This is a genomic window from Streptomyces bohaiensis (genome assembly GCF_012033785.1).
GTDB classification, from domain to species: Bacteria; Actinomycetota; Actinomycetes; order Streptomycetales; family Streptomycetaceae; genus Streptomyces; species Streptomyces bohaiensis.
In genome coordinates this window covers 1-17,609 of the sequence record NZ_JAAVJC010000090.1, presented here as the reverse complement: position 1 = coordinate 17,609, position 17,609 = coordinate 1, and the positions used below count along the sequence as shown (strand labels likewise).

The following is a 17,609-nucleotide window of genomic DNA, read 5'->3' as shown; positions in this document are numbered from 1 at the left end:
CCGCCCGGCACTCCCGGCCGGGCGGGGCAGGGGCTCGGCGACCGGCCCCGCCCGAGGGGTGTCAGGCGGCGACGGTCGGGGCGCCGACCAGGGCGACCCCGGCGGCGCGCAGCTCGCCGAGGGCCCGCTCGACGGTGGGGGCCGAGACGCCCGCCGTGTGGTCCAGCAGCACCCGGGTGGTGAACCCCTCCCGCACCGCGTCCAGCGCGGTGGCGCGTACGCAGTGGTCGGTGGCGATGCCGACCACGTCGACCTCGGTCACCTCCCGCGCCCGCAGCCACTCCGCGAGCCCCGCCCCGGCGGCGTCCTCGCCCTCGAACCCGCTGTAGGCGGCCGTGTACGCACCCTTGTCGAAGCACGCCTCCACCGCGGCCGAGGCGGCCACGGGCGCGAACGCGGGGTGGAAGGCGGCACCGGCCGTTCCCGCGACGCAGTGCACCGGCCAGGAGTCCGTGAAGTCCGGGGTCTCGGAGAAGTGGTCACCGGGGGACACGTGGTGGTCCCGGGTCGCCACGACGTGGTCGTAGGGCGACTGCGGGGCCCGGACGAGCTCGGCCACAGCGGCGGCGACGGCCGCCCCGCCGGAGACGGCGAGGCTCCCTCCCTCGCAGAAGTCGTTCTGGACATCGACGACGATGAGTGCGCGACGCATAACGGGACACCCCTTCTGGCGGGTCTGGCGGGTCTGGCGGGTCTGGCGGGTCTGGCGGGTCTGGCGGGTCCTGCCGGACCCTCGTGCGGTTGTTCGAGAGTAGGCGGGTCCCCGCCCGCCGCCGACGGGCGGGGCCGGGGCGTCCCGCCGGCGGCGGGCGTCAGCCCCGGTCGGTCAGGTACTCCGTCGGCAGGACCGCCTCGCCGCGCGACAACTGGGCCGCCGAGAGCGGGAGCCGTTCCCGGGAGCGCAGATGCCGCTCCCGTGCCGCGGTCAGCGGTTCGCGGCCGACGACCTCGCCGCCGCGCACCAGCTCCACCTGCATGAGGTGGTCCGCGAGCTCGGCGGGCACCTCGCCGGTGCCGACCACCTCCGCCTCCGGGACCCCGGAGGCGTCGGGGCGGCGGGCGGCCCACTTCGCGCCGCCGATCGAGGTCTTGCCGCCGCTGGACCGCTTGGCGACCGGGTGGAGCGGGGCGTCCGGCGCGTCACCGGTGGCGCGCGCCACCAGCTTGTACACCATCGAGCAGGTCGGGTGCCCGCTGCCGGTCACCAGCTGCGTCCCGACGCCGTAGGCGTCCACCGGGGCGGCGGCGAGCGAGGCGATGGCGTACTCGTCGAGGTCGCTGGTGACCACGATCCGGGTGTCGTGGGCGCCGAGTTCGTCGAGCTGGCGGCGGACGCGGTGCGCCACGAGCAGCAGGTCGCCGGAGTCGATCCGGACCGCGCCGAGTTCGGGTCCGGCCGTCTCCACGGCGATCCGCACCGCCTCGGTCACGTCGTAGGTGTCGACCAGCAGGGTGGTGCCGGCGCCCAACGAGTCCACCTGCGCGCGGAAGGCGTCGGTCTCGTTGTCGTGGAGGAGGGTGAACGCGTGGGCGCTGGTGCCGACGGTGGGGATCCCCCACCGGTACCCGGCGGCCAGGTCCGAGGTGGAGTCGAATCCGCCCACGTAGGCGGCGCGGGAGGCGGCGACGGCCGCCAGCTCGTGGGTGCGGCGGGCGCCCATCTCGATGAGCGGCCGGCCGCCGGCGGCGCTCGACATCCGGGAGGCCGCCGCGGCGACGGCGGAGTCGTGGTTGAGCACGGAGAGGATCACCGTCTCCAGCAGGACGCACTCGGCGAAGCCGCCCTCCACCCGCAGCACGGGCGAGCCGGGGAAGTACACCTCGCCCTCGGGGTAGCCGTGCACGTCGCCGCGGAAGCGGTAGTCGGCGAGCCAGTCGACCGTCCGGTCGTCGACGACGCGGCGCTCGCGCAGGAACTCCAGCATCGCCGGCTCGAACCGGAAGTTCTCGATGGCCTCCAGCGCGCGGCCGGTCCCCGCGACGACGCCGTAGCGGCGGCCCTCGGGGAGTCGGCGGGTGAACGCCTCGAAGACCGAGCGGCGGTGCGCGGTACCGGCGCGCAGGGCCGCCTGGATCATCGTCAGCTCGTAGTGGTCCGTGAAGAGCGCCGTCGAGGGAACGTCGACCTGGTGCGGCGGACGTAGGGCGCTGGTGCTGTCCATACGGCCAGCATAGCGCAATATCGTCAAACTGACGATTACCCCGTCCCGGTGGGAGCGGTGCCCCGTGCGGCTGCCGGGCGATCCGCGCGATGCGCGACCACCGGTGGCAGCATGGGAGAGTGTGCGGTGGTTCACCCTGCGAAGAGAGAGCGTTGACGACAGCCGTGAGTGCCATGCCTCTGGAGATCGAGCGCACCGAGTCCGAACAGGCGCCGTCCGAGGTCGCCGCGCCCGACGTCCCGTGGATCACCCTGGTCCACAACGACCCGGTGAACCTGATGAGTTATGTGACGTACGTGTTCCAGGCGTACTTCGGGTACTCGAAGGAGAAGGCGAAGAAGTTGATGCTCGACGTCCACCACAAGGGCCGCGCCGTGGTCTCCTCCGGGAGTCGCGAGGAGATGGAGCGGGACGTGCAGGCGATGCACGGGTACGGCCTCTGGGCGACCCTGACGCAGGACCGCTGATGTCGGGGTACTTCAAACCCGCCGCGGACGGGGCCGGTGCGAGCATCTCGTTGGATGCCGCGGAGATCTCCATCCTGCGAAGTCTGACCGCGCAGCTGCTGGAGCTGATCGGGCCCGGCCCGGGTGAGGGCGACGCCGCCGCGGACCCGCTGGACGCCCTCTTCGCGGAGGGGCCGTCGGAGCCGCCCGCCGACCCGGTGCTGGCGCGGCTCTTCCCCGACGCCTACGGGGCGCCCGGCCAGAAGGCCGACGAGGAGGACGGGCGGCGCTCCTCGGAGTTCCGGAGGTACACCGAGCTCGACCTGCGGGCGCGCAAGCGCGAGGACGGCCTGGCCGTCATTCGCGACCTGGACGCGCTCGACGGCGCGGCGCCCGGCGGAGCCGAGCTGCGGCTGTCGCCGGCGGAGTCGCAGCGGTGGCTGATCACCCTCAACGACCTGCGGCTCGCCATCGGTACCCGGTTGGAGATCTCGGAGGACGACGACACCGACCGGCTCTTCGACCTTCCCGACGGTGACCCGGTGAAGCCGATAGCACTCGCCTACCTCTGGCTGGGCGGTCTCCAGGAGACGTTGGTGGAGACGCTGTAGGTCCGAGCCCGGGAGCCGGCCGAGGATCCGGCCGCACCGAGCCCCTCCACCCCCTTGTCGTCGGGGGCGGAGGGGCTCGGTGCATGTGTGGGACCCCGCGACGGGCCCGCGGCACCGGCCACGTCCCTCTGCTGCGTCGCCGGGAACGCTTGTATGCAACCCGGTGTCAGGGTGGGGCCCCTCCGCGGTGCAGCTGATGGCAGGCGGCGCCGCGAGTCGATCCGGCGCGGGATCTCGCACGGGCTGTCAGCGCCGCCGGGGAATGAACAGGACCGTCGCGGATTACGGTGCTGCCGCGACAGGTGTGTTTTTCGCGATGCTCCTGAGTGGCTTTCCCGGCATTCCCGATGAATGCGATGGGCGGCGCCGACGCGGATAACCGAGTGGCCGTCGGGGGTGCCCGATCTCTGCCCGTGTTTCGTCGAGACGAGCGAAGCGTGACGCAGAGTGTGCATTTGTGTGCGGTTTGGTGACTGGCCGTGTGGGACGTGCGCTGTTCGGGTGGGTACAAGAGGTTTGTCGCGCGTGCTCGAAGTACCGTTATCAGATTGTGTGATACCAATCACGTCTGCATATCGTGCTGCGTGATAGGAACTCACATCAGTTAATCGTTCCGCCCCGAGACCCGGGGTGGACGTTCGGACGGACGAGTTCGGCACGAGCCGGAACTCGGTGTCCCCCGCAGCGATCAGCAGAGGTTGTTCATGGAAGAAGAGACCCAGACATGGGCCGACCGGTTCTCCGGTCGTGTGGACGAGATCGTCGAGCCGGTGTCCACATTCATGCAGGACGTCGTGTTCTTCTCGTTCAACCTCGGTGGGGCCGACATCATGCCCATCGTGTTGTGGCTGGTCGTGGCGGGAGCGGTCTTCACCGTCTACTTCGGCTTCGCGCAGGTGCGCCACGTGCGGACCTCGCTGCGCCTGGTCAGCGGGAAGTACGACCAGCCCGGCGCGCCGGGTGAGGTGACCCACTTCCAGGCGCTGACATCGGCGCTCTCCGGGACCGTCGGCCTCGGCAACATCGCCGGTGTCGCCATCGCCATCTCGATCGGTGGCCCCGGTGCCGTCTTCTGGATGATCCTCTGCGGCCTCCTCGGCATGGCGACGAAGTTCGCCGAGTGCACCCTGGGGGTGAAGTACCGGGAGGTCCACGAGGACGGCACGGTCTCCGGCGGGCCGATGCAGTACCTGCGCAAGGGGCTCGCCGAGATCGGCCGCCCCAAGCTCGGCATGGTGCTGGCGGCAGTGACCCCGGTGATGATCCTCCTGTTCGCCTTCTTCGGCGGCAACGTCTTCCAGTCCAACCAGTCCGCCAGCATCCTCGGCGCGGAGGCCGGCGGCTTCTTCGACAGCAACGCCGGTGCCCTCGCCTACGGCATCTTCTTCGCCGTCGTGGTGTTCGTCGTCCTGATGGGCGGCATCCGGTACATCGGCAAGCTCACCTCGGTCGTCGTCCCCGCGATGGGCATCATGTACGTGGCGGCCTGTTCCGTCATCATCCTGATGAACTTCACCGCGGTGCCCGGCGCGTTCGCGACCATCTTCACGGAGGCCTTCAACCCGTCCGGGGTCGCGGGCGGCATCCTCGGCGCCCTGATCGTCGGCTTCCAGCGGGCCGCGTTCTCCAACGAGGCGGGCATCGGCTCGGCCCCGATCGCGCACGCAGCCGTGAAGACCAAGCGTCCCGCGACCGAGGGCCTGGTCGCGCTCCTGGAGCCCTTCTTCGACACCGTGATCGTCTGCACCATGACGGCGCTCACCATCATCGTCGTCAACGGCCCCATGTACCAGGAGGCCCGGGAGACGGTCGCCGAGGGCGGCGCGGTCTCCGGCACCGGCACCGGCATCCTGCTCACGCGTGACGCCTTCGAGACGGCGCTGCCGTGGTTCACCGGCTTCCTCGTGGCAGCCGTGATCCTCTTCGCCTTCTCCACCCTGATCACGTGGAGCTACTACGGCCAGAAGTCCTGGCACTACCTCTTCGGCAAGAGCAGGACCAGCGACCTCATCTACAAGCTGCTCTTCTGCTTCATGATCGTCATCGGTGCGGTCATGGCGCTGGACCAGGTGGTGGGCATGACCGACGCCTTCCTCTTCCTGGCAGCCCTGTTCAACATCCTCGGCCTCTACTTCCTGATGCCGGTGATCAAGCGGGAGCTGAACAAGACCCTCGAGTACGTCCGCCGCCGCGAAGCGGGGCAGTCGGAGGAGGAGATCGAGGCGGCGGAGGCCGCCGAGGGCGAGTCGTTCGGACAGAAGGCGGGCGTCTCCGCCTGATCCGCCCGCCCCAGCGCGTCCGCCCGGCTCCCTCCCCGTGAGGAGGGAGCCGGGCGGACGTGTTCGTGCGGGCTACGCTGGCCGCCATGCTCACCATCACCCAGCAACTCCACGACGCGATCGTGGCCCACGCCCGCCGTGACCACCCCGACGAGGCGTGCGGCATCGTCGCCGGGCCCGAGGGCAGCGGCCGGCCCGAGCGGTTCGTCCCGATGCTCAACGCGGCCCGTTCGCCCACGTTCTACGAGTTCGACTCCGCGGACCTGCTGAGGCTGTACCGGGAGATGGACGACCGCGACGAGGAGCCGGTGGTCGTGTACCACTCCCACACCGCCACCGAGGCGTACCCCTCACGTACCGACATCAGCCTCGCGAGCGAGCCGGGCGCCCACTACGTGCTGGTCTCGACCGCCGAGTGCGGCAACGACGACGGCCCGGTCTCCTTCCGCTCGTTCCGCATCGTGGACGGCGAGGTGACGGAGGAGGAGGTCAGCGTCGTCGACAGCTACGCGGAGTGATGGATTCGCCGCTCCGTGCCGCCTCTGTCCGGTGGGTGGGACGGCGGTGATCGCATGGCGGGACACCCCTCGGGTTTCGGCCCCGGGAATCGCTACGATGATCCCGTGGTTGACACCGACGTGATGATCGAGCCCCCGAGCACCCTGCTCGTGGCGCGCCTGCACGTCGATCTGTGCCGCCTCGCGAGCGCCGTGTGTACGCGCAGCGCCGCCGTCCCGGCCTGAACCCGCCGGGCGCGACCGCACGCCCCGACCAGCCCGACACTCGTCACCCAGGAGCACACCCATGGCCATCGAGGTCCGCATCCCGACCATCCTCCGCACCTACACCGACGGCCAGAAGGCGGTGCCCGGCGAGGGGGAGACCGTCGCCGCGCTCTTCACCGACCTGGAGTCCCGCCACCCCGGGATCCGGGAGCGCCTGGTGGACGGCGGCGAACTGCGCCGGTTCGTCAACGTCTACCTCAACGACGAGGACGTGCGGTTCCTGAAGGGCATCGACACCGAGCTGGCCGACGGGGACAGCGTCACCATCCTCCCCGCCGTCGCCGGCGGCGCCCGCTGATGCGCTTCGACTCGCCGCTGGCCGCGGTCGGCAACACCCCTCTGGTGCGGCTGCCGCGGCTCTCGCCCTCCGACGAGGTGCGGGTCTGGGCGAAGCTGGAGGACCGCAACCCGACCGGCTCGATCAAGGACCGCCCCGCGCTCCACATGATCGAGCAGGCCGAGAAGGACGGGCGGCTCACGCCCGGGTGCACCATCCTCGAACCCACCAGCGGCAACACCGGCATTTCCCTGGCGATGGCGGCCCGGCTCAAGGGCTACCGGATCGTCTGCGTGATGCCGGAGAACACCTCGCAGGAGCGGCGGCAGCTGCTCGCCATGTGGGGTGCCGAGATCATCGCCTCGCCGGCCGCCGGCGGCTCCAACACCGCGGTGCGGGTCGCCAAGGAGCTGTCGGCGGACCATCCGGACTGGGTGATGCTCTACCAGTACGGCAACCCGGACAACGCCGGTGCCCACTACGCCACGACCGGCCCCGAGATCCTCGCCGACCTCCCCTCCGTCACCCACTTCGTCGCGGGGCTCGGCACCACCGGGACCCTGATGGGGGTGGGCCGGTACCTGCGTGAGCACCGGCCGGAGGTCCGCATCGTCGCCGCCGAGCCCCGCTACGACGACCTGGTCTACGGGCTCCGCAACCTCGACGAGGGGTTCGTCCCCGAGCTGTACGACGAGTCGGTGCTGACCACCCGTTACTCGGTGGGATCGGCGGACGCCGTGGCGCGTACCCGTGAACTCCTCTCGCAGGAGGGCATCTTCGCCGGGATCTCCACCGGCGCGGTGCTGCACGCCGCACTGGGTGTCGCCGCGCGGGCGCAGCGCGCGGGGGAGAGCGCCGACATTGCCTTCGTGGTGGCCGACGGCGGGTGGAAGTACCTCTCCACCGGCGTCTACACCGCCGCGAGCACCGAGGAGGCGGTGGAGACGCTCCAGGGTCAGCTCTGGGCCTGAACGAGCGCTGTGTCCCGCTCGGGTCGTCAGGCGACTCCGGCAGGACAGAACGCTCTCCGAGCGACCCGCTGCCGCGGCGCCACCGGACACCGGGGGCGCCGCGCCCGTGCGACCACGGGGTCGCCCGCCCCGCGTCGGCCGCGGCGCCGCTGCCGGGCGAGGAAGCGGGGCGCGACAGCGCGGCCCGTCCCGACGTCAGCCGCCCGGGGCGCCGGTGACCGGGCCGAGCACCCGGTCGAGGTAGGGGTTGGAGAACCGCCCCAGCGGGTCCAGTTCGGCTCGTACGGCACGGAACTCCGTGAGACGCGGGTGGCGTTCGGTCAGCTCGTCCACCCCCAGCCGGTGCAGCTTCCCCCAGTGCGGCCGGCCGCCCGCCGCGTCGGCGACGCGCGCCACCGCGGCGAAGTACCGCTCGTGCGGCAGCCGGTGGTACTGGTGCACCGCCAGATAGGCGGTGGGGCGGCCGTAGGCCGTGGAGAGCCAGACGTCGTCGGCCGGGGTGAACCGGATCTCGGCGGGGAAGGGTATCCGCTCCCCGGAGCGGTCCACCCAGCGGCGCACCTCCTCCAGGACCTCCGGCAGCGCCTCGCGCGGCAGCGCGTACTCCATCTCCCGGAACACCACCCGCCGCGGCGCGGTGAACACCCGGTGCGAGGCACCGCGGTACCGGCGGGCGGACAGCGCGCGGGCGCTGACGGCGTTCAGTGCCGGGACCCAGGCGGGCCGGAGCGTCGCCAGCCGGTTGACCCGCTCGAAACAGGTGTTGGAGAGGAACTCGTCCTCCAGCCACCCCCGGGCCCGGTGCAGCGGGCGGGTCGCGTCGCCGTCGCGGGGCCGGTTGTTGCGTTTGGTGAGCGTGCGGACGGTGTGCGGGAACCAGTAGAACTCGACATGCTCGTTCTCCGCGACGAGCCGGTCGAGACCGGCGAGCACCGTCGCCAGCGGCATCGGCTCCTCGACGGCGCAGAGGTCGAAGGCGGGTTCGCACCGCAGCGTGACCCGCGTCAGTACCCCCAGCGCGCCCAACCCCACGCGGGCGGCGGCGAACAGCTCCGGTCGCTCCGTCGCGGAGCAGCGCAGCAACCGGCCGTCCGCCGTGACGAGTTCGAGCGCGTGCACCTGGGTGGCCAGCGCCCCGGAGTCCCGCCCCGTGCCGTGGGTGCCGGTGGAGAGGGCGCCCGCCACGGTCTGGCGGTCGATGTCGCCCATGTTCCGCAGCGCCAACCCGTGCGCGTCCAGCGCGCGGTTGAGCCGGTGCAGCGGCAGGCCCGCCTCGACGGTCACCAGCCGGGTCGCCGGGTCCACGGCCGCCACCGCGTCCAGCCGGTCCAGCACCAGCTGGACCCCGTCCGTGACGGCGACCGGGGTGAAGGAGTGGCCGCTGCCGACCGCCTTGACGCGCTGCCCCTGGCGGTACGCGGTCCGCACGACGGCGACCAACTCGTCGATGTCGGACGGGTGGACCACGCGGGCCGGTCGCGCCGTCGCGGTGCCGGACCAGTTCTGCCACGCGGTGCCCGTCATCGGATCGACCGCCCTTCCGGCCGCGGGTGGCACCCCGGCCGTGCACGCGCCGAGGCGTGGTCGAGCCGCGCCACTCCCGCCGCTCGCACGCCAGGACGGGGGAGTGGCGCGGTGGCGTCAGTGTGGTCCGCGCCACGTGGTAAGTCAACTGTCCAAGTCGAGTGCACCAGTTCCGGTCGTTCCGGGGCGGATCCGGAGCTGTTCCGGGCCGTTCCGGGGCCGGGCGCGGCCCCGGAACGCCGGCGCGTCAGGCGTCGCCGTCCGGGGCGGGACGCGTCAGCCCTGCGAGGCAGTCGGCCAGCACGCCGACCTGCTGCCGGGCGGCGGTCTCGTCCCCGTCCACCAGCAGCGCCACGGTGAGCCCGTCCAGCATGCCGACGACCGTCCGGGCGACCAGCGGCTCCGGGACCGTCCACACGATGCCGCAGCTCCGCGCCACCGAGGAGACCACCCTCGCCGCCGCCCGGCGGTAGGTGTCGTACTGGAGGACCGCGAGATCCTCCTCGCCCCCCGTTCGCAGCGCGTACTGCGTCAGTTCCAGCAACGCCTGCTGCTCCAGGGGCCGTTCGCGCACCACCGTCAGGAACGCCTCCAAGGCTCCCGCCACCGTCGCGCGCACCCCGGCGCCCGGCTCCACCGCCGCCAGGCTCGCCCGCGCCTCGCGGTCCACAAGGACCGCCGTGACCTCCCTCAGCAACTCGCGCTTGGAGGCGAAGCAGTAGTGGAACGTTCCGAGCGTCATACCGGCCTCGGCCACCACGGCACGGGTGGTCACCGCCGGGACGCCCTCGCGGACCATCAGCCGGACGGTCGCCTCCACCAGCTCCCGCCGCCGTTCCGCCGCGCTCATCCTCGGCACCGCGGTGCCTCCTTCCCGGCCGGTCCCGGCCCGCGGGGTCCGCCGACACGGCCCGCCCCGCCCGGGGCACCGGACCCTCCGCCGCCCCGCGACCCGCGGCCGCGCCACCCGGTGGCCGGCGTCGCACACCGACCGGCGCGCGGGCCCGGGAACGCGGGCGGGCACCGCGACAGCGGTACGCGTTCCGGCGCACCGACCGCCGCACCCTGGCTCGCGCTCCCGCTCGGCCGATTATCGCTCCCCGCCCCCACGCGTCGCGCGGCGCCCACGGGGCACACCCGTGGCACCGGCCGATACCCGTCCACCCGCCCCGGCGCGCCCGCTACCGTGGGGCGCCCGACCCACCGCACCAGGGGGGCACGATGAACCAGACCCGCGCGGCGCGCGAACACGCGCCGGCCGACGACCGGTTCGGGCGTCTCACCCGGGCGACCGCCGACCTCGAACCCCCGTTCGCCGTCGTCGACCTCAATGCCTACCGTGCCAACGAGCGCTCCCTGGTGCGCCGTTCGCTCGGCAAGCCGATCCGGGTCGCGAGCAAGTCGCTGCGCTGCCGACGGCTGCTCGCCCACTCGCTGGACGTCGACGGCTTCCGCGGTGTGCTCGCCTTCACCCTCCCCGAGGCGCTCTGGCTCGCCGAGCACCACGAGGACGTCGTCGTCGGCTACCCGACCGCCGACCGCACGGCGCTGCGCCGCCTCGCCGGGGACGAGAAGCTCGCCGCCCGGGTGACGCTGATGGTCGACTCGGTGGAGCAGCTCGACCTCGTCCTCGCCACCGCACGTCCCGCGCCCGACCGCCCGCTGCGGGTCTGCCTGGAGCTCGACGCCTCCTACCGGCCCCTCGGCGGCCGCGTCCACCTGGGCGTGAGGCGCTCCCCGGTCCACAGCCCCGGGGCGCTCGCGGCGCTGGCACGGGCCGTCGTCTCACGCCCGGGGCTGCGGCTGGTCGGGCTGATGGCCTACGAGGCGCAGATCGCGGGCGTCGGCGACGCGCCCGGCGGCGGGCCCGCCGCGCTCGCCCGCGGTCTCGCGGTGCGGGCGCTGCAACGCGTCTCCGCGGCGGAGCTGCGGGAGCGCCGCGCGACCGCCGTCGCCGCGGTCCGCGCCGTCGCCGACCTGGAGTTCGTCAACGGCGGCGGCACCGGCAGCCTGGAGCGGACCGCAGCCGAACCGGCCGTCACCGAGGTGGCCGCCGGCTCCGGGCTGTACGCGCCGCTGCTGTTCGACACCTACCGCGCCTTCACCCCGCAACCGGCCGCCTTCTTCGCGCTGCCGGTGGTGCGGCGCCCGGGCCGGGGCGTCGTCACCGTGCTCGGCGGCGGGTGGACCGCCTCCGGCGCCCCCGGCACCGACCGGCTGCCGCGCCCGGCGCACCCGCCCCACCTCGGCTACAGCGCCACCGAGGGCGCCGGCGAGGTGCAGACCCCGCTGTTCGGCGCCGCGGCGGACGCCCTGGCGCTGGGGGAGCGGGTCTGGTTCCGCCACGCCAAGGCCGGCGAGCTGGCGGAGCGGATCAACACCTTCCACCTGGTGGCCGGCGACCGGGTCGTCGACGAGGTGCCGACCTACCGGGGCGAGGGCCGCGCCTTCCTCTGAGTGCCGCGGGCGCGGACGCGGCGCGGCCGGTACCGCCGCTGCGAGGCCGCCGGGCGCCGGTGCGGCACGCCGCGCGTGCGCGCCGTCACACCGGTGTCCCCCGAGCCGGTGATTCGCTGGTGATTCCGCCCACACCCCAAGCCGCTGAAGGGGCGTGGCGCCGGTTCGCGACTTACAGTCGATGAACCCCATCACGGAGGTCCACCCCCTCATGAAGCTCACCGTTGTCGGCTGTTCGGGGTCGTTCCCGTCCGCGGACTCGGCCTGCTCCAGCTACCTCATCGAGGCCGAGGGCTACCGACTGCTGCTGGACCTGGGCAACGGTGCCCTCGGCGAGCTCCAGAAGTACTCCGGGCTGTACGACATCGACGCCGTGGTCATCAGCCATCTCCATCCCGACCACTTCATCGACATGTGCGGCTACTTCGTCGCCCGCTACTACCGGCACGAGGGCGGCCGCTGCCGCCCCATCCCTGTCTACGGGCCCGCCGGCACCGAGGAACGGCTGGTCACGGCCTACGCCGACACCCCGACCGAGAAGTCGATGAGCGAGGTCTTCGACTTCCGCACCCTCGCCCACGGCGACGAGTTCACCCTCGGGCCGCTCACGCTCCGGACGGCGCTGATGCGCCACCCCGTCGAGGCCTACGGCTTCCGGGTGGAGCACCGCGGCACCGCCCTCACCTACTCCGGCGACAGCGGTCCCTGCCAGGCGCTCGACGAACTGGCGCGCGACACCGACCTGTTGCTCTGCGAGGCGTCCTTCGTCGACGGCCGCGAGAACCTGCCCGAGGTCCACATGACCGGACGTGAGGCGGGGGAGTGCGCGGCCCGGTCACGCGCCGGCTCGCTGGTGCTGACGCACGTGCCGCCGTGGACCGACGCCGGTCTCAACCTCCGCCACGCCCGGGCCGCCTACGACGGGCCGACGGAGCTGGCCCGGCCCGGCGCCGTCTACCACCCCCACCCCGCCGGAGCGCTGCCCCGCGGGTGACGCCGGACGCCGCGACCCGGCCCGGGCGGCTGCGCACCGCCGCCCCACCGGTCCCCGCGAGCCGCGCGGTCGGTGCCGGCCGTCGGTGGGCAGCGACTAGGCTCCCCACCATGTCTCGCATCGATGGCCGAACCCCCGAACAGCTCCGACCCGTCACGATCGAACGCGCCTGGAGCAAGCACGCCGAAGGGTCCGTCCTGGTCTCGTTCGGTGACACCAAGGTGCTGTGCACCGCCTCCTTCACCGAGGGGGTGCCCCGCTGGCGTCGGGGCAGCGGCGAGGGCTGGGTGACCGGCGAGTACGCGATGCTGCCGCGTGCGACCAACACCCGCGGCGACCGCGAGTCGGTCCGCGGCAAGATCGGCGGCCGCACGCACGAGATCTCCCGGCTCATCGGCCGTTCGCTGCGCGCCGTCGTCGACACCCGCGCCCTCGGCGAGAACACCGTGGTGCTGGACTGCGACGTCCTGCAGGCCGACGGCGGCACCCGCACCGCCGCCATCACCGGCGCCTACGTCGCTCTCGCCGACGCCGTCGCCTGGGCCCGGGCGAAGAAGCTCGTCAAAGCCGGCGCCAAGCCGCTGGCGGGCGGCGTCTCGGCCGTCAGCGTCGGCATCGTGGACGGCGTCCCGCTGCTCGACCTCTGCTACGAGGAGGACGTGCGCGCCGAGACCGACATGAACGTGGTCTGCACCGACGACGGCCGCTTCGTCGAGGTGCAGGGCACCGCCGAGGGAGCCCCCTTCGACCGCCGCGAGCTGAACGCGCTGCTGGACCTGGCCGCCGCCGGCTGCGGCGAGCTGGCGCTGGCGCAGGCCGCCGCGCTGGAGTCCGCGGGCTGACACCGGGGCCGGTCCCGGCCGGGCCGCCGCACCGCCGCCACGGCGGGACGCGGCGGTCCACCGGGGCCCGCGCCGCGGACCGGCCGCGGGACCGCGATAATCGCGGCCATGCAGCAACTCGTACTCGCCACCCGCAACGCCCACAAGGTCACCGAGCTGCGCGCCATCCTGGCCGCCGCCGGCATCACCGCCGAACTGACCGGCGCCGACGCCTTCCCCGAGGTCCCCGACGTCAAGGAGACCGGGACCACCTTCGCCGAGAACGCCCTGCTCAAGGCGCACGCCCTCGCGACCGCCACCGGGCTCCCCGCCATCGCCGACGACTCCGGGCTCTGCGTGGACGTCATGGGCGGCGCGCCCGGCATCTTCTCCGCCCGCTGGGCCGGTCGTCACGGCGACGACCCCGCCAACCTGAACCTGCTGCTCGCGCAGCTCTCCGAGATCGACGACCCGCACCGCGGGGCGTACTTCGCGTGCGCCGCCGCGTTCGCCCTGCCCGACGGGACGGAGCGCGTCGTCGAGGGCCGGCTGGCGGGAACGCTGCGCCGCGAGCCCGCCGGGCCGAACGGCTTCGGATACGACCCGATCCTGCAGCCCGAGGGCGAGAGCCGGACCTGCGCCGAGCTCTCGCCGGAGGAGAAGAACGCCATCAGCCATCGGGGGCGTGCCTTCCGCGACCTGGCGCCGGTCATCCTGCCGCTGCTCTGACCCGGCTCTCGGCGCCCGGCGCCCGACTCTCGGCGCCCGGCGCCCGGCTCTCGGCGCCCGGCGCCGTCGCGGAGGCGCGCTTCCCGACGGCGCCGGCGTCAGTCGAGGACGGCTGTCGCCTCGATCTCCACCAGGTGGTCCGGCACGTCCAGCGCCGCGACGCCGATCAGCGAGGCCGGTGGCCCGGGGGTGAACCCGAGCTCCGCCGCGGCCCGCTCGATGCCCGCCAGCAGCTCCGGCATCCGCTCGGGCGTCCAGTCGACCGCGTACACCCGCAGCCGCACCACGTCGTCGAAGCCGGCGCCGACCGAGGCGAGCGCCGTGCCGACGTTGCGGTAGCACTGCACCACCTGGGCGGCGAGGTCGCCCGCACCGACGGTCCTTCCCTCGGCGTCCCAGGAGACCTGCCCGGCGACGTGCACCGTCCGGGAGCCGGTGGCGACCGAGACGTGGCGGTAGACACCCGCGTCGGGGAGCCCTTCGGGCTGGACCAGGGTGACGGGCATGCGCTGCTCCTTCTGCGGGCGGGCCCGGTCGCCCGGCGCCCGCGTCCTCGCGACCACGTCCCCGTGGTCTCTTGCGGTTACTCGGAAACCGTAGGAAACTCCGGGCTGACATGGAAGAACGCACTTTTCGGAAACTGGGTAACCTGGTGGGAACCACGCAGTACACCGGCTCGCCGGAGGACGCCGACATCACCCGCGCCGACTCGCTGGGGCGGGAGATCTTCTCCGACGTCGCCAACAAGTGGGCGATGCTGATCATCGACCTGCTGGGGGAGCGCACCCATCGCTTCAGCGAGCTGCGCGACGCCATCGAGGGCATCAGCCACAAGATGCTCACCCAGAACCTCCGCATGCTGGAGAGGTACGGCCTGGTGGAGCGGACGGTGCACGCGACCGTCCCGCCCCGCGTGGAGTACACGCTGACCGGGCCGGGCCAGGACCTGCGCACCCGGGTGCACGCGCTGTGCGACTGGACCCACCGCCACCTCGGCCACATCGAGGAGTCCCGGCGACGGTTCGAGGGCTGAGCCGCATCCGACGCGAGCCGATCCGGCGCCGGGTCTGCCCCGTGCTCCGAGCCGCGCGCCGGCCGGCCCGCCGGTCACACCGCCCGGTGGCCCGCCGGGCCCCCTGCTCCTCCGGTGCCGGTGAGATAGGCGGAGACCACCACGTTGGCCGAGTAGGTCCCGCGCTCGCGGTCGAACGTGCCGCCGCAGGTGATCAGCCGCAGCTCGGCGCGGCGCGGGTCGTGCGCCCCGTACACCGACCCCGCGTCGAACTCCTCGCGCTCGACCACGTCCACGCGCTCCACGGTGAAGGTCGCCGTGGTGCCGTCGGAGCGCGCCACCGACACCTCGCTCCCGGGGCTGACCGCGCTCAGTCCGTAGAAGACGGCCGGGGCCGTCTCGGTGTCCACATGGCCCACCAGCACCGCCGCGCCGGCCGCGCCGGGCGCGGGCCCGCCGTCGTACCAGCCCGCGATGTCGGCGGCCTCGTACGGCGGCGGCTCGACTCCGCCGCCGCTCTCCACCCCGCGCGGGATCACGTCCGCGCTCACCCCTATCGAGCCGATCTCCACCGCGGTCGGGACCGCCGCGCCGGTGAGCGGCTCCAGGGGCGGCGGCAGCAGCCGGCCGTCGCTCAACTGCCCGCGGGTGCCGCCCGCCAGGAGCCCGGAGCCGTCCGAGCCGCCGGTCAGCCGCACGCCCCACGCCCAGAGCGCCACCAGGACCATCGCCCAGGCCACGGCGGTCAGCAGCCGGCCGCCGCCGGAGGTGCGGGGCTCAGTCTCCATCGGCGCCGCCCCGCCGCCGTCGGGCGGCGACGACCACCGCCCCCGCCAGCAGCCCGCCGGCCAGCAGGGTCACCCCGAACGGGGCGGCCACCTCCGAGCCCGCCGCCGGGGCGCCGGCACCGGCGAGGTTCTCGTCCTCTGCCGTGCCCCCGCCGCCCGCGGGCACCGGCGCCGTCGGCCGCGCGGGGTGGTGGGTGCGGTCCTTGTCGTGGGCGACCACGACCAGCTTGGCGGTACCCGCGCGCTCCCGGCCGTCGCACGAGACGTCGACCGGGTACACGCCGGGGGCGATCGACGAGGAGACCCGTCCCTCGCCGAACAGTCCGCCCCCGGCGCGTCCCAGCGGGACCTCGGCGACGAACGCCTCGGAGTGCGCGGTCGCCTCGTGGTGCTTCTCGCACCCCTTGACCCGCACCTCCACGTCGTCGCCGGGGCGCGGGGTCAGCGGGGAGAGCCGGACGTCCACCGTGTGGTGGCGGCCGTGGCCGTACTCCTCGGGCTCGGGCTGCGGCGAGGGGGACGCGGCGGCGGTGCCGCCGGCCGCCAGCAGCGCGGCGACGGCGGCGGAGCACAGGGCGAGCGGGACGGGGTGGGCGATACCCATGGCGGAACCTCCGGTTCGGTACGTTCCGAAGGTCACCCGCCCGCGCGTGACGCGCATCCGCTGCGCGGTCCCGTTACGCCGTTCGTCGCTCCGATTGCGCCGGCCGGTCGGGGTCGGCGCGATCGGAGCGACGGGGGGTCAGACGCGGTCCACGAGGTCCGCGATGGAGTCGACGATGGTCGACGGCCGGAACGGGTGCCGGTCCACGTCGCCGGGGCCGGTGACCCCCGTCAGCACCAGGAAGGTCTCCATCCCGGCCTCCAGCCCGGCGAGCACGTCGGTGTCCATGCGGTCGCCGATCATGGCGCTGGACTCCGAATGGGCGCCGATGGCGTTGAGCCCGGCGCGCATCATCAGCGGGTTGGGCTTGCCCACGAAGTAGGGGTCGCGGCCGGTCGCCTTGGTGATCAGCGCCGCGACCGACCCGGTGGCGGGGAGCACCCCCTCGGTCGAGGGGCCCGTCTCGTCGGGGTTGGTCGCGATGAAGCGGGCGCCGTCCTTGATCAGCCGGATCGCCTTGGTGAGCGCCTCGAAGCTGTAGGTGCGGGTCTCCCCGAGCACCACGTAGTCGGGGGCGGTGTCGGTGAGGATGTAGCCGATGTCGTGGAGTGCGGTGGTCAGACCGGCCTCGCCGATGACGTAGGCGGTGCCGCCGGGGCGCTGGTCGTCCAGGAACTGCGCCGTCGCCAGGGCGGAGGTCCAGATGTTCTCGACCGGAACCTCCAACCCCATCCGGCTGAGCCGGGCGTGCAGGTCGCGCGGGGTGTAGATCGAGTTGTTGGTCAGCACCAGGAACGGCTTGCCGGACTCCCGGAGCCGGGTGATGAACCGGTCTGCGCCGGGGATCGGCACGCCCTCGTGGATGAGGACACCGTCCATGTCGGTCAGCCAGGACTCGATCGGCTTGCGCTCTGCCACGTCAAGGACTCCTGCCGTACGCGTCGGGCGGCGGCGGCCGCAGCCGCGTCCCGGAGGGCCGGGCGGCTGCTCGCCGGAGCAGCCCGCTGACCACAGGGTATTCCAGCGCGCGTTCGAGCGGGGCCGCGATCTCCGCGGAACCCGGGGCTGCCTTCTTGGCTTCCGACACCGCACTGCCTCCGTGATCGACTCTTCGTTGCGCACAGTCTGTCAGTTGCCCGCCGCTCCCGC

At 73.3% G+C, this 17,609-nt stretch carries 21 protein-coding genes; 12 read left to right on the top strand and 9 right to left on the bottom strand.

What is annotated here, in order from left to right:
• Nucleotides 1-61: 61 nt before the first annotated feature.
• Together HCN52_RS12470 and HCN52_RS12465 are read right to left on the bottom strand one after the other, a co-directional pair.
• Nucleotides 62-652: an isochorismatase family protein gene (locus HCN52_RS12470; protein ID WP_168088500.1), complete on the bottom strand. Its 591-nt coding sequence runs from the start codon at nt 650-652 to the stop codon at nt 62-64.
• Nucleotides 653-812: 160 nt separating this feature from the next.
• Nucleotides 813-2,162 (bottom strand): nicotinate phosphoribosyltransferase, encoded by a 1,350-nt coding sequence (locus HCN52_RS12465; protein ID WP_168088499.1) that lies wholly within the window; start codon nt 2,160-2,162, stop codon nt 813-815.
• A gap of 173 nt (nt 2,163-2,335) precedes the next feature.
• Between HCN52_RS12465 and clpS the strand changes: the two genes are divergently transcribed.
• The 7 genes from clpS to HCN52_RS12435 all read left to right on the top strand — a co-directional run bounded on the left by clpS (nt 2,336) and on the right by HCN52_RS12435 (nt 7,531).
• Nucleotides 2,336-2,629, top strand: coding sequence for an ATP-dependent Clp protease adapter ClpS (gene clpS / locus HCN52_RS12460; protein WP_209312966.1), 294 nt, complete (start codon nt 2,336-2,338; stop codon nt 2,627-2,629).
• Complete coding sequence (locus tag HCN52_RS12455; protein WP_168088498.1) at nt 2,629-3,219, top strand: DUF2017 domain-containing protein; 591 nt, start codon at nt 2,629-2,631, stop codon at nt 3,217-3,219. Before clpS ends, HCN52_RS12455 begins: the two co-directional genes overlap by 1 nt.
• 704 nt (nt 3,220-3,923) lie before the next feature.
• Entirely contained in the window at nt 3,924-5,498 is a 1,575-nt protein-coding gene (locus HCN52_RS12450) for an alanine/glycine:cation symporter family protein (protein ID WP_168088497.1), read from the top strand.
• 86 nt (nt 5,499-5,584) lie between these two features.
• A complete protein-coding gene (locus tag HCN52_RS12445) occupies nt 5,585-6,016 on the top strand; it encodes a M67 family metallopeptidase (RefSeq protein WP_168088496.1) in 432 nt (143 codons plus the stop codon).
• 105 nt (nt 6,017-6,121) lie between these two features.
• A complete protein-coding gene (locus HCN52_RS26185) occupies nt 6,122-6,241 on the top strand; it encodes a putative leader peptide (protein ID WP_312876663.1) in 120 nt (39 codons plus the stop codon).
• Between the two features lie 61 nt (nt 6,242-6,302).
• Nucleotides 6,303-6,581 carry a MoaD/ThiS family protein gene (locus HCN52_RS12440; RefSeq protein ID WP_168088495.1) on the top strand — a complete coding sequence of 93 codons (279 nt, stop codon included), beginning with the start codon at nt 6,303-6,305 and terminating at the stop codon, nt 6,579-6,581.
• On the top strand, nt 6,581-7,531 hold the full coding sequence (locus HCN52_RS12435) for a PLP-dependent cysteine synthase family protein (protein ID WP_168088494.1): 951 nt from the start codon (nt 6,581-6,583) through the stop codon (nt 7,529-7,531). Before HCN52_RS12440 ends, HCN52_RS12435 begins: the two co-directional genes overlap by 1 nt.
• A gap of 195 nt (nt 7,532-7,726) precedes the next feature.
• Here HCN52_RS12435 and HCN52_RS12430 read toward each other — a convergent pair whose 3' ends face one another.
• Nucleotides 7,727-9,055, bottom strand: a complete 1,329-nt coding sequence (locus HCN52_RS12430; RefSeq protein WP_168088493.1) for a D-arabinono-1,4-lactone oxidase — start codon at nt 9,053-9,055, stop codon at nt 7,727-7,729.
• 247 nt (nt 9,056-9,302) lie between these two features.
• On the bottom strand, nt 9,303-9,905 hold the full coding sequence (locus tag HCN52_RS12425) for a TetR/AcrR family transcriptional regulator (RefSeq protein ID WP_245175080.1): 603 nt from the start codon (nt 9,903-9,905) through the stop codon (nt 9,303-9,305).
• Nucleotides 9,906-10,276: 371 nt separating this feature from the next.
• On the opposite strand from HCN52_RS12425, the gene HCN52_RS12420 reads away from it, so the two are divergent.
• From HCN52_RS12420 to rdgB, 4 genes are all read left to right on the top strand, one after another.
• On the top strand, nt 10,277-11,512 hold the full coding sequence (locus HCN52_RS12420; RefSeq protein WP_168088491.1) for an alanine racemase: 1,236 nt from the start codon (nt 10,277-10,279) through the stop codon (nt 11,510-11,512).
• A gap of 211 nt (nt 11,513-11,723) precedes the next feature.
• Entirely contained in the window at nt 11,724-12,506 is a 783-nt protein-coding gene (locus tag HCN52_RS12415) for an MBL fold metallo-hydrolase (protein WP_168088501.1), read from the top strand.
• Between the two features lie 110 nt (nt 12,507-12,616).
• A complete protein-coding gene (gene rph, locus HCN52_RS12410; protein WP_168088490.1) occupies nt 12,617-13,348 on the top strand; it encodes a ribonuclease PH in 732 nt (243 codons plus the stop codon).
• A 108-nt stretch (nt 13,349-13,456) separates the two neighbouring features.
• Nucleotides 13,457-14,056: an RdgB/HAM1 family non-canonical purine NTP pyrophosphatase gene (gene rdgB, locus HCN52_RS12405; RefSeq protein ID WP_168088489.1), complete on the top strand. Its 600-nt coding sequence runs from the start codon at nt 13,457-13,459 to the stop codon at nt 14,054-14,056.
• Between the two features lie 98 nt (nt 14,057-14,154).
• Here the strand turns inward: rdgB and HCN52_RS12400 are convergent, their stop codons facing one another.
• Nucleotides 14,155-14,562 (bottom strand): RidA family protein, encoded by a 408-nt coding sequence (locus HCN52_RS12400; protein ID WP_168088488.1) that lies wholly within the window; start codon nt 14,560-14,562, stop codon nt 14,155-14,157.
• A 146-nt stretch (nt 14,563-14,708) separates the two neighbouring features.
• On the opposite strand from HCN52_RS12400, the gene HCN52_RS12395 reads away from it, so the two are divergent.
• Nucleotides 14,709-15,089 (top strand): winged helix-turn-helix transcriptional regulator, encoded by a 381-nt coding sequence (locus HCN52_RS12395; protein ID WP_168088487.1) that lies wholly within the window; start codon nt 14,709-14,711, stop codon nt 15,087-15,089.
• A 74-nt stretch (nt 15,090-15,163) separates the two neighbouring features.
• Here the strand turns inward: HCN52_RS12395 and HCN52_RS12390 are convergent, their stop codons facing one another.
• The 4 genes from HCN52_RS12390 to HCN52_RS12375 form a co-directional block, all read right to left on the bottom strand.
• On the bottom strand, nt 15,164-15,856 hold the full coding sequence (locus HCN52_RS12390; protein ID WP_168088486.1) for a class F sortase: 693 nt from the start codon (nt 15,854-15,856) through the stop codon (nt 15,164-15,166).
• Nucleotides 15,846-16,460 (bottom strand): hypothetical protein, encoded by a 615-nt coding sequence (locus HCN52_RS12385; protein ID WP_168088485.1) that lies wholly within the window; start codon nt 16,458-16,460, stop codon nt 15,846-15,848. Before HCN52_RS12385 ends, HCN52_RS12390 begins: the two co-directional genes overlap by 11 nt.
• 138 nt (nt 16,461-16,598) lie before the next feature.
• Nucleotides 16,599-17,378 (bottom strand): HAD-IIA family hydrolase, encoded by a 780-nt coding sequence (locus HCN52_RS12380; RefSeq protein ID WP_168088484.1) that lies wholly within the window; start codon nt 17,376-17,378, stop codon nt 16,599-16,601.
• 1 nt (nt 17,379) lies between these two features.
• Entirely contained in the window at nt 17,380-17,547 is a 168-nt protein-coding gene (locus HCN52_RS12375) for a hypothetical protein (protein ID WP_168088483.1), read from the bottom strand.
• Nucleotides 17,548-17,609: the final 62 nt, after the last annotated feature.

Bases quoted from the DNA above. Each gene is read 5' to 3' on its own strand.
- HCN52_RS12470 (WP_168088500.1), bottom strand. From the start codon at position 652: ATGCGTCGCGCACTCATCGTCGTCGATGTCCAGAACGACTTCTGCGAG.
- HCN52_RS12465 (WP_168088499.1), bottom strand. From the start codon at position 2,162: ATGGACAGCACCAGCGCCCTACGTCCGCCGCACCAGGTCGACGTTCCC.
- clpS (WP_209312966.1), top strand. From the start codon at position 2,336: ATGCCTCTGGAGATCGAGCGCACCGAGTCCGAACAGGCGCCGTCCGAG.
- HCN52_RS12455 (WP_168088498.1), top strand. From the start codon at position 2,629: ATGTCGGGGTACTTCAAACCCGCCGCGGACGGGGCCGGTGCGAGCATC.
- HCN52_RS12450 (WP_168088497.1), top strand. From the start codon at position 3,924: ATGGAAGAAGAGACCCAGACATGGGCCGACCGGTTCTCCGGTCGTGTG.
- HCN52_RS12445 (WP_168088496.1), top strand. From the start codon at position 5,585: ATGCTCACCATCACCCAGCAACTCCACGACGCGATCGTGGCCCACGCC.
- HCN52_RS12440 (WP_168088495.1), top strand. From the start codon at position 6,303: ATGGCCATCGAGGTCCGCATCCCGACCATCCTCCGCACCTACACCGAC.
- HCN52_RS12435 (WP_168088494.1), top strand. From the start codon at position 6,581: ATGCGCTTCGACTCGCCGCTGGCCGCGGTCGGCAACACCCCTCTGGTG.
- HCN52_RS12430 (WP_168088493.1), bottom strand. From the start codon at position 9,055: ATGACGGGCACCGCGTGGCAGAACTGGTCCGGCACCGCGACGGCGCGA.
- HCN52_RS12425 (WP_245175080.1), bottom strand. From the start codon at position 9,905: ATGAGCGCGGCGGAACGGCGGCGGGAGCTGGTGGAGGCGACCGTCCGG.
- HCN52_RS12420 (WP_168088491.1), top strand. From the start codon at position 10,277: ATGAACCAGACCCGCGCGGCGCGCGAACACGCGCCGGCCGACGACCGG.
- HCN52_RS12415 (WP_168088501.1), top strand. From the start codon at position 11,724: ATGAAGCTCACCGTTGTCGGCTGTTCGGGGTCGTTCCCGTCCGCGGAC.
- rph (WP_168088490.1), top strand. From the start codon at position 12,617: ATGTCTCGCATCGATGGCCGAACCCCCGAACAGCTCCGACCCGTCACG.
- rdgB (WP_168088489.1), top strand. From the start codon at position 13,457: ATGCAGCAACTCGTACTCGCCACCCGCAACGCCCACAAGGTCACCGAG.
- HCN52_RS12400 (WP_168088488.1), bottom strand. From the start codon at position 14,562: ATGCCCGTCACCCTGGTCCAGCCCGAAGGGCTCCCCGACGCGGGTGTC.
- HCN52_RS12390 (WP_168088486.1), bottom strand. From the start codon at position 15,856: ATGGAGACTGAGCCCCGCACCTCCGGCGGCGGCCGGCTGCTGACCGCC.
- HCN52_RS12385 (WP_168088485.1), bottom strand. From the start codon at position 16,460: ATGGGTATCGCCCACCCCGTCCCGCTCGCCCTGTGCTCCGCCGCCGTC.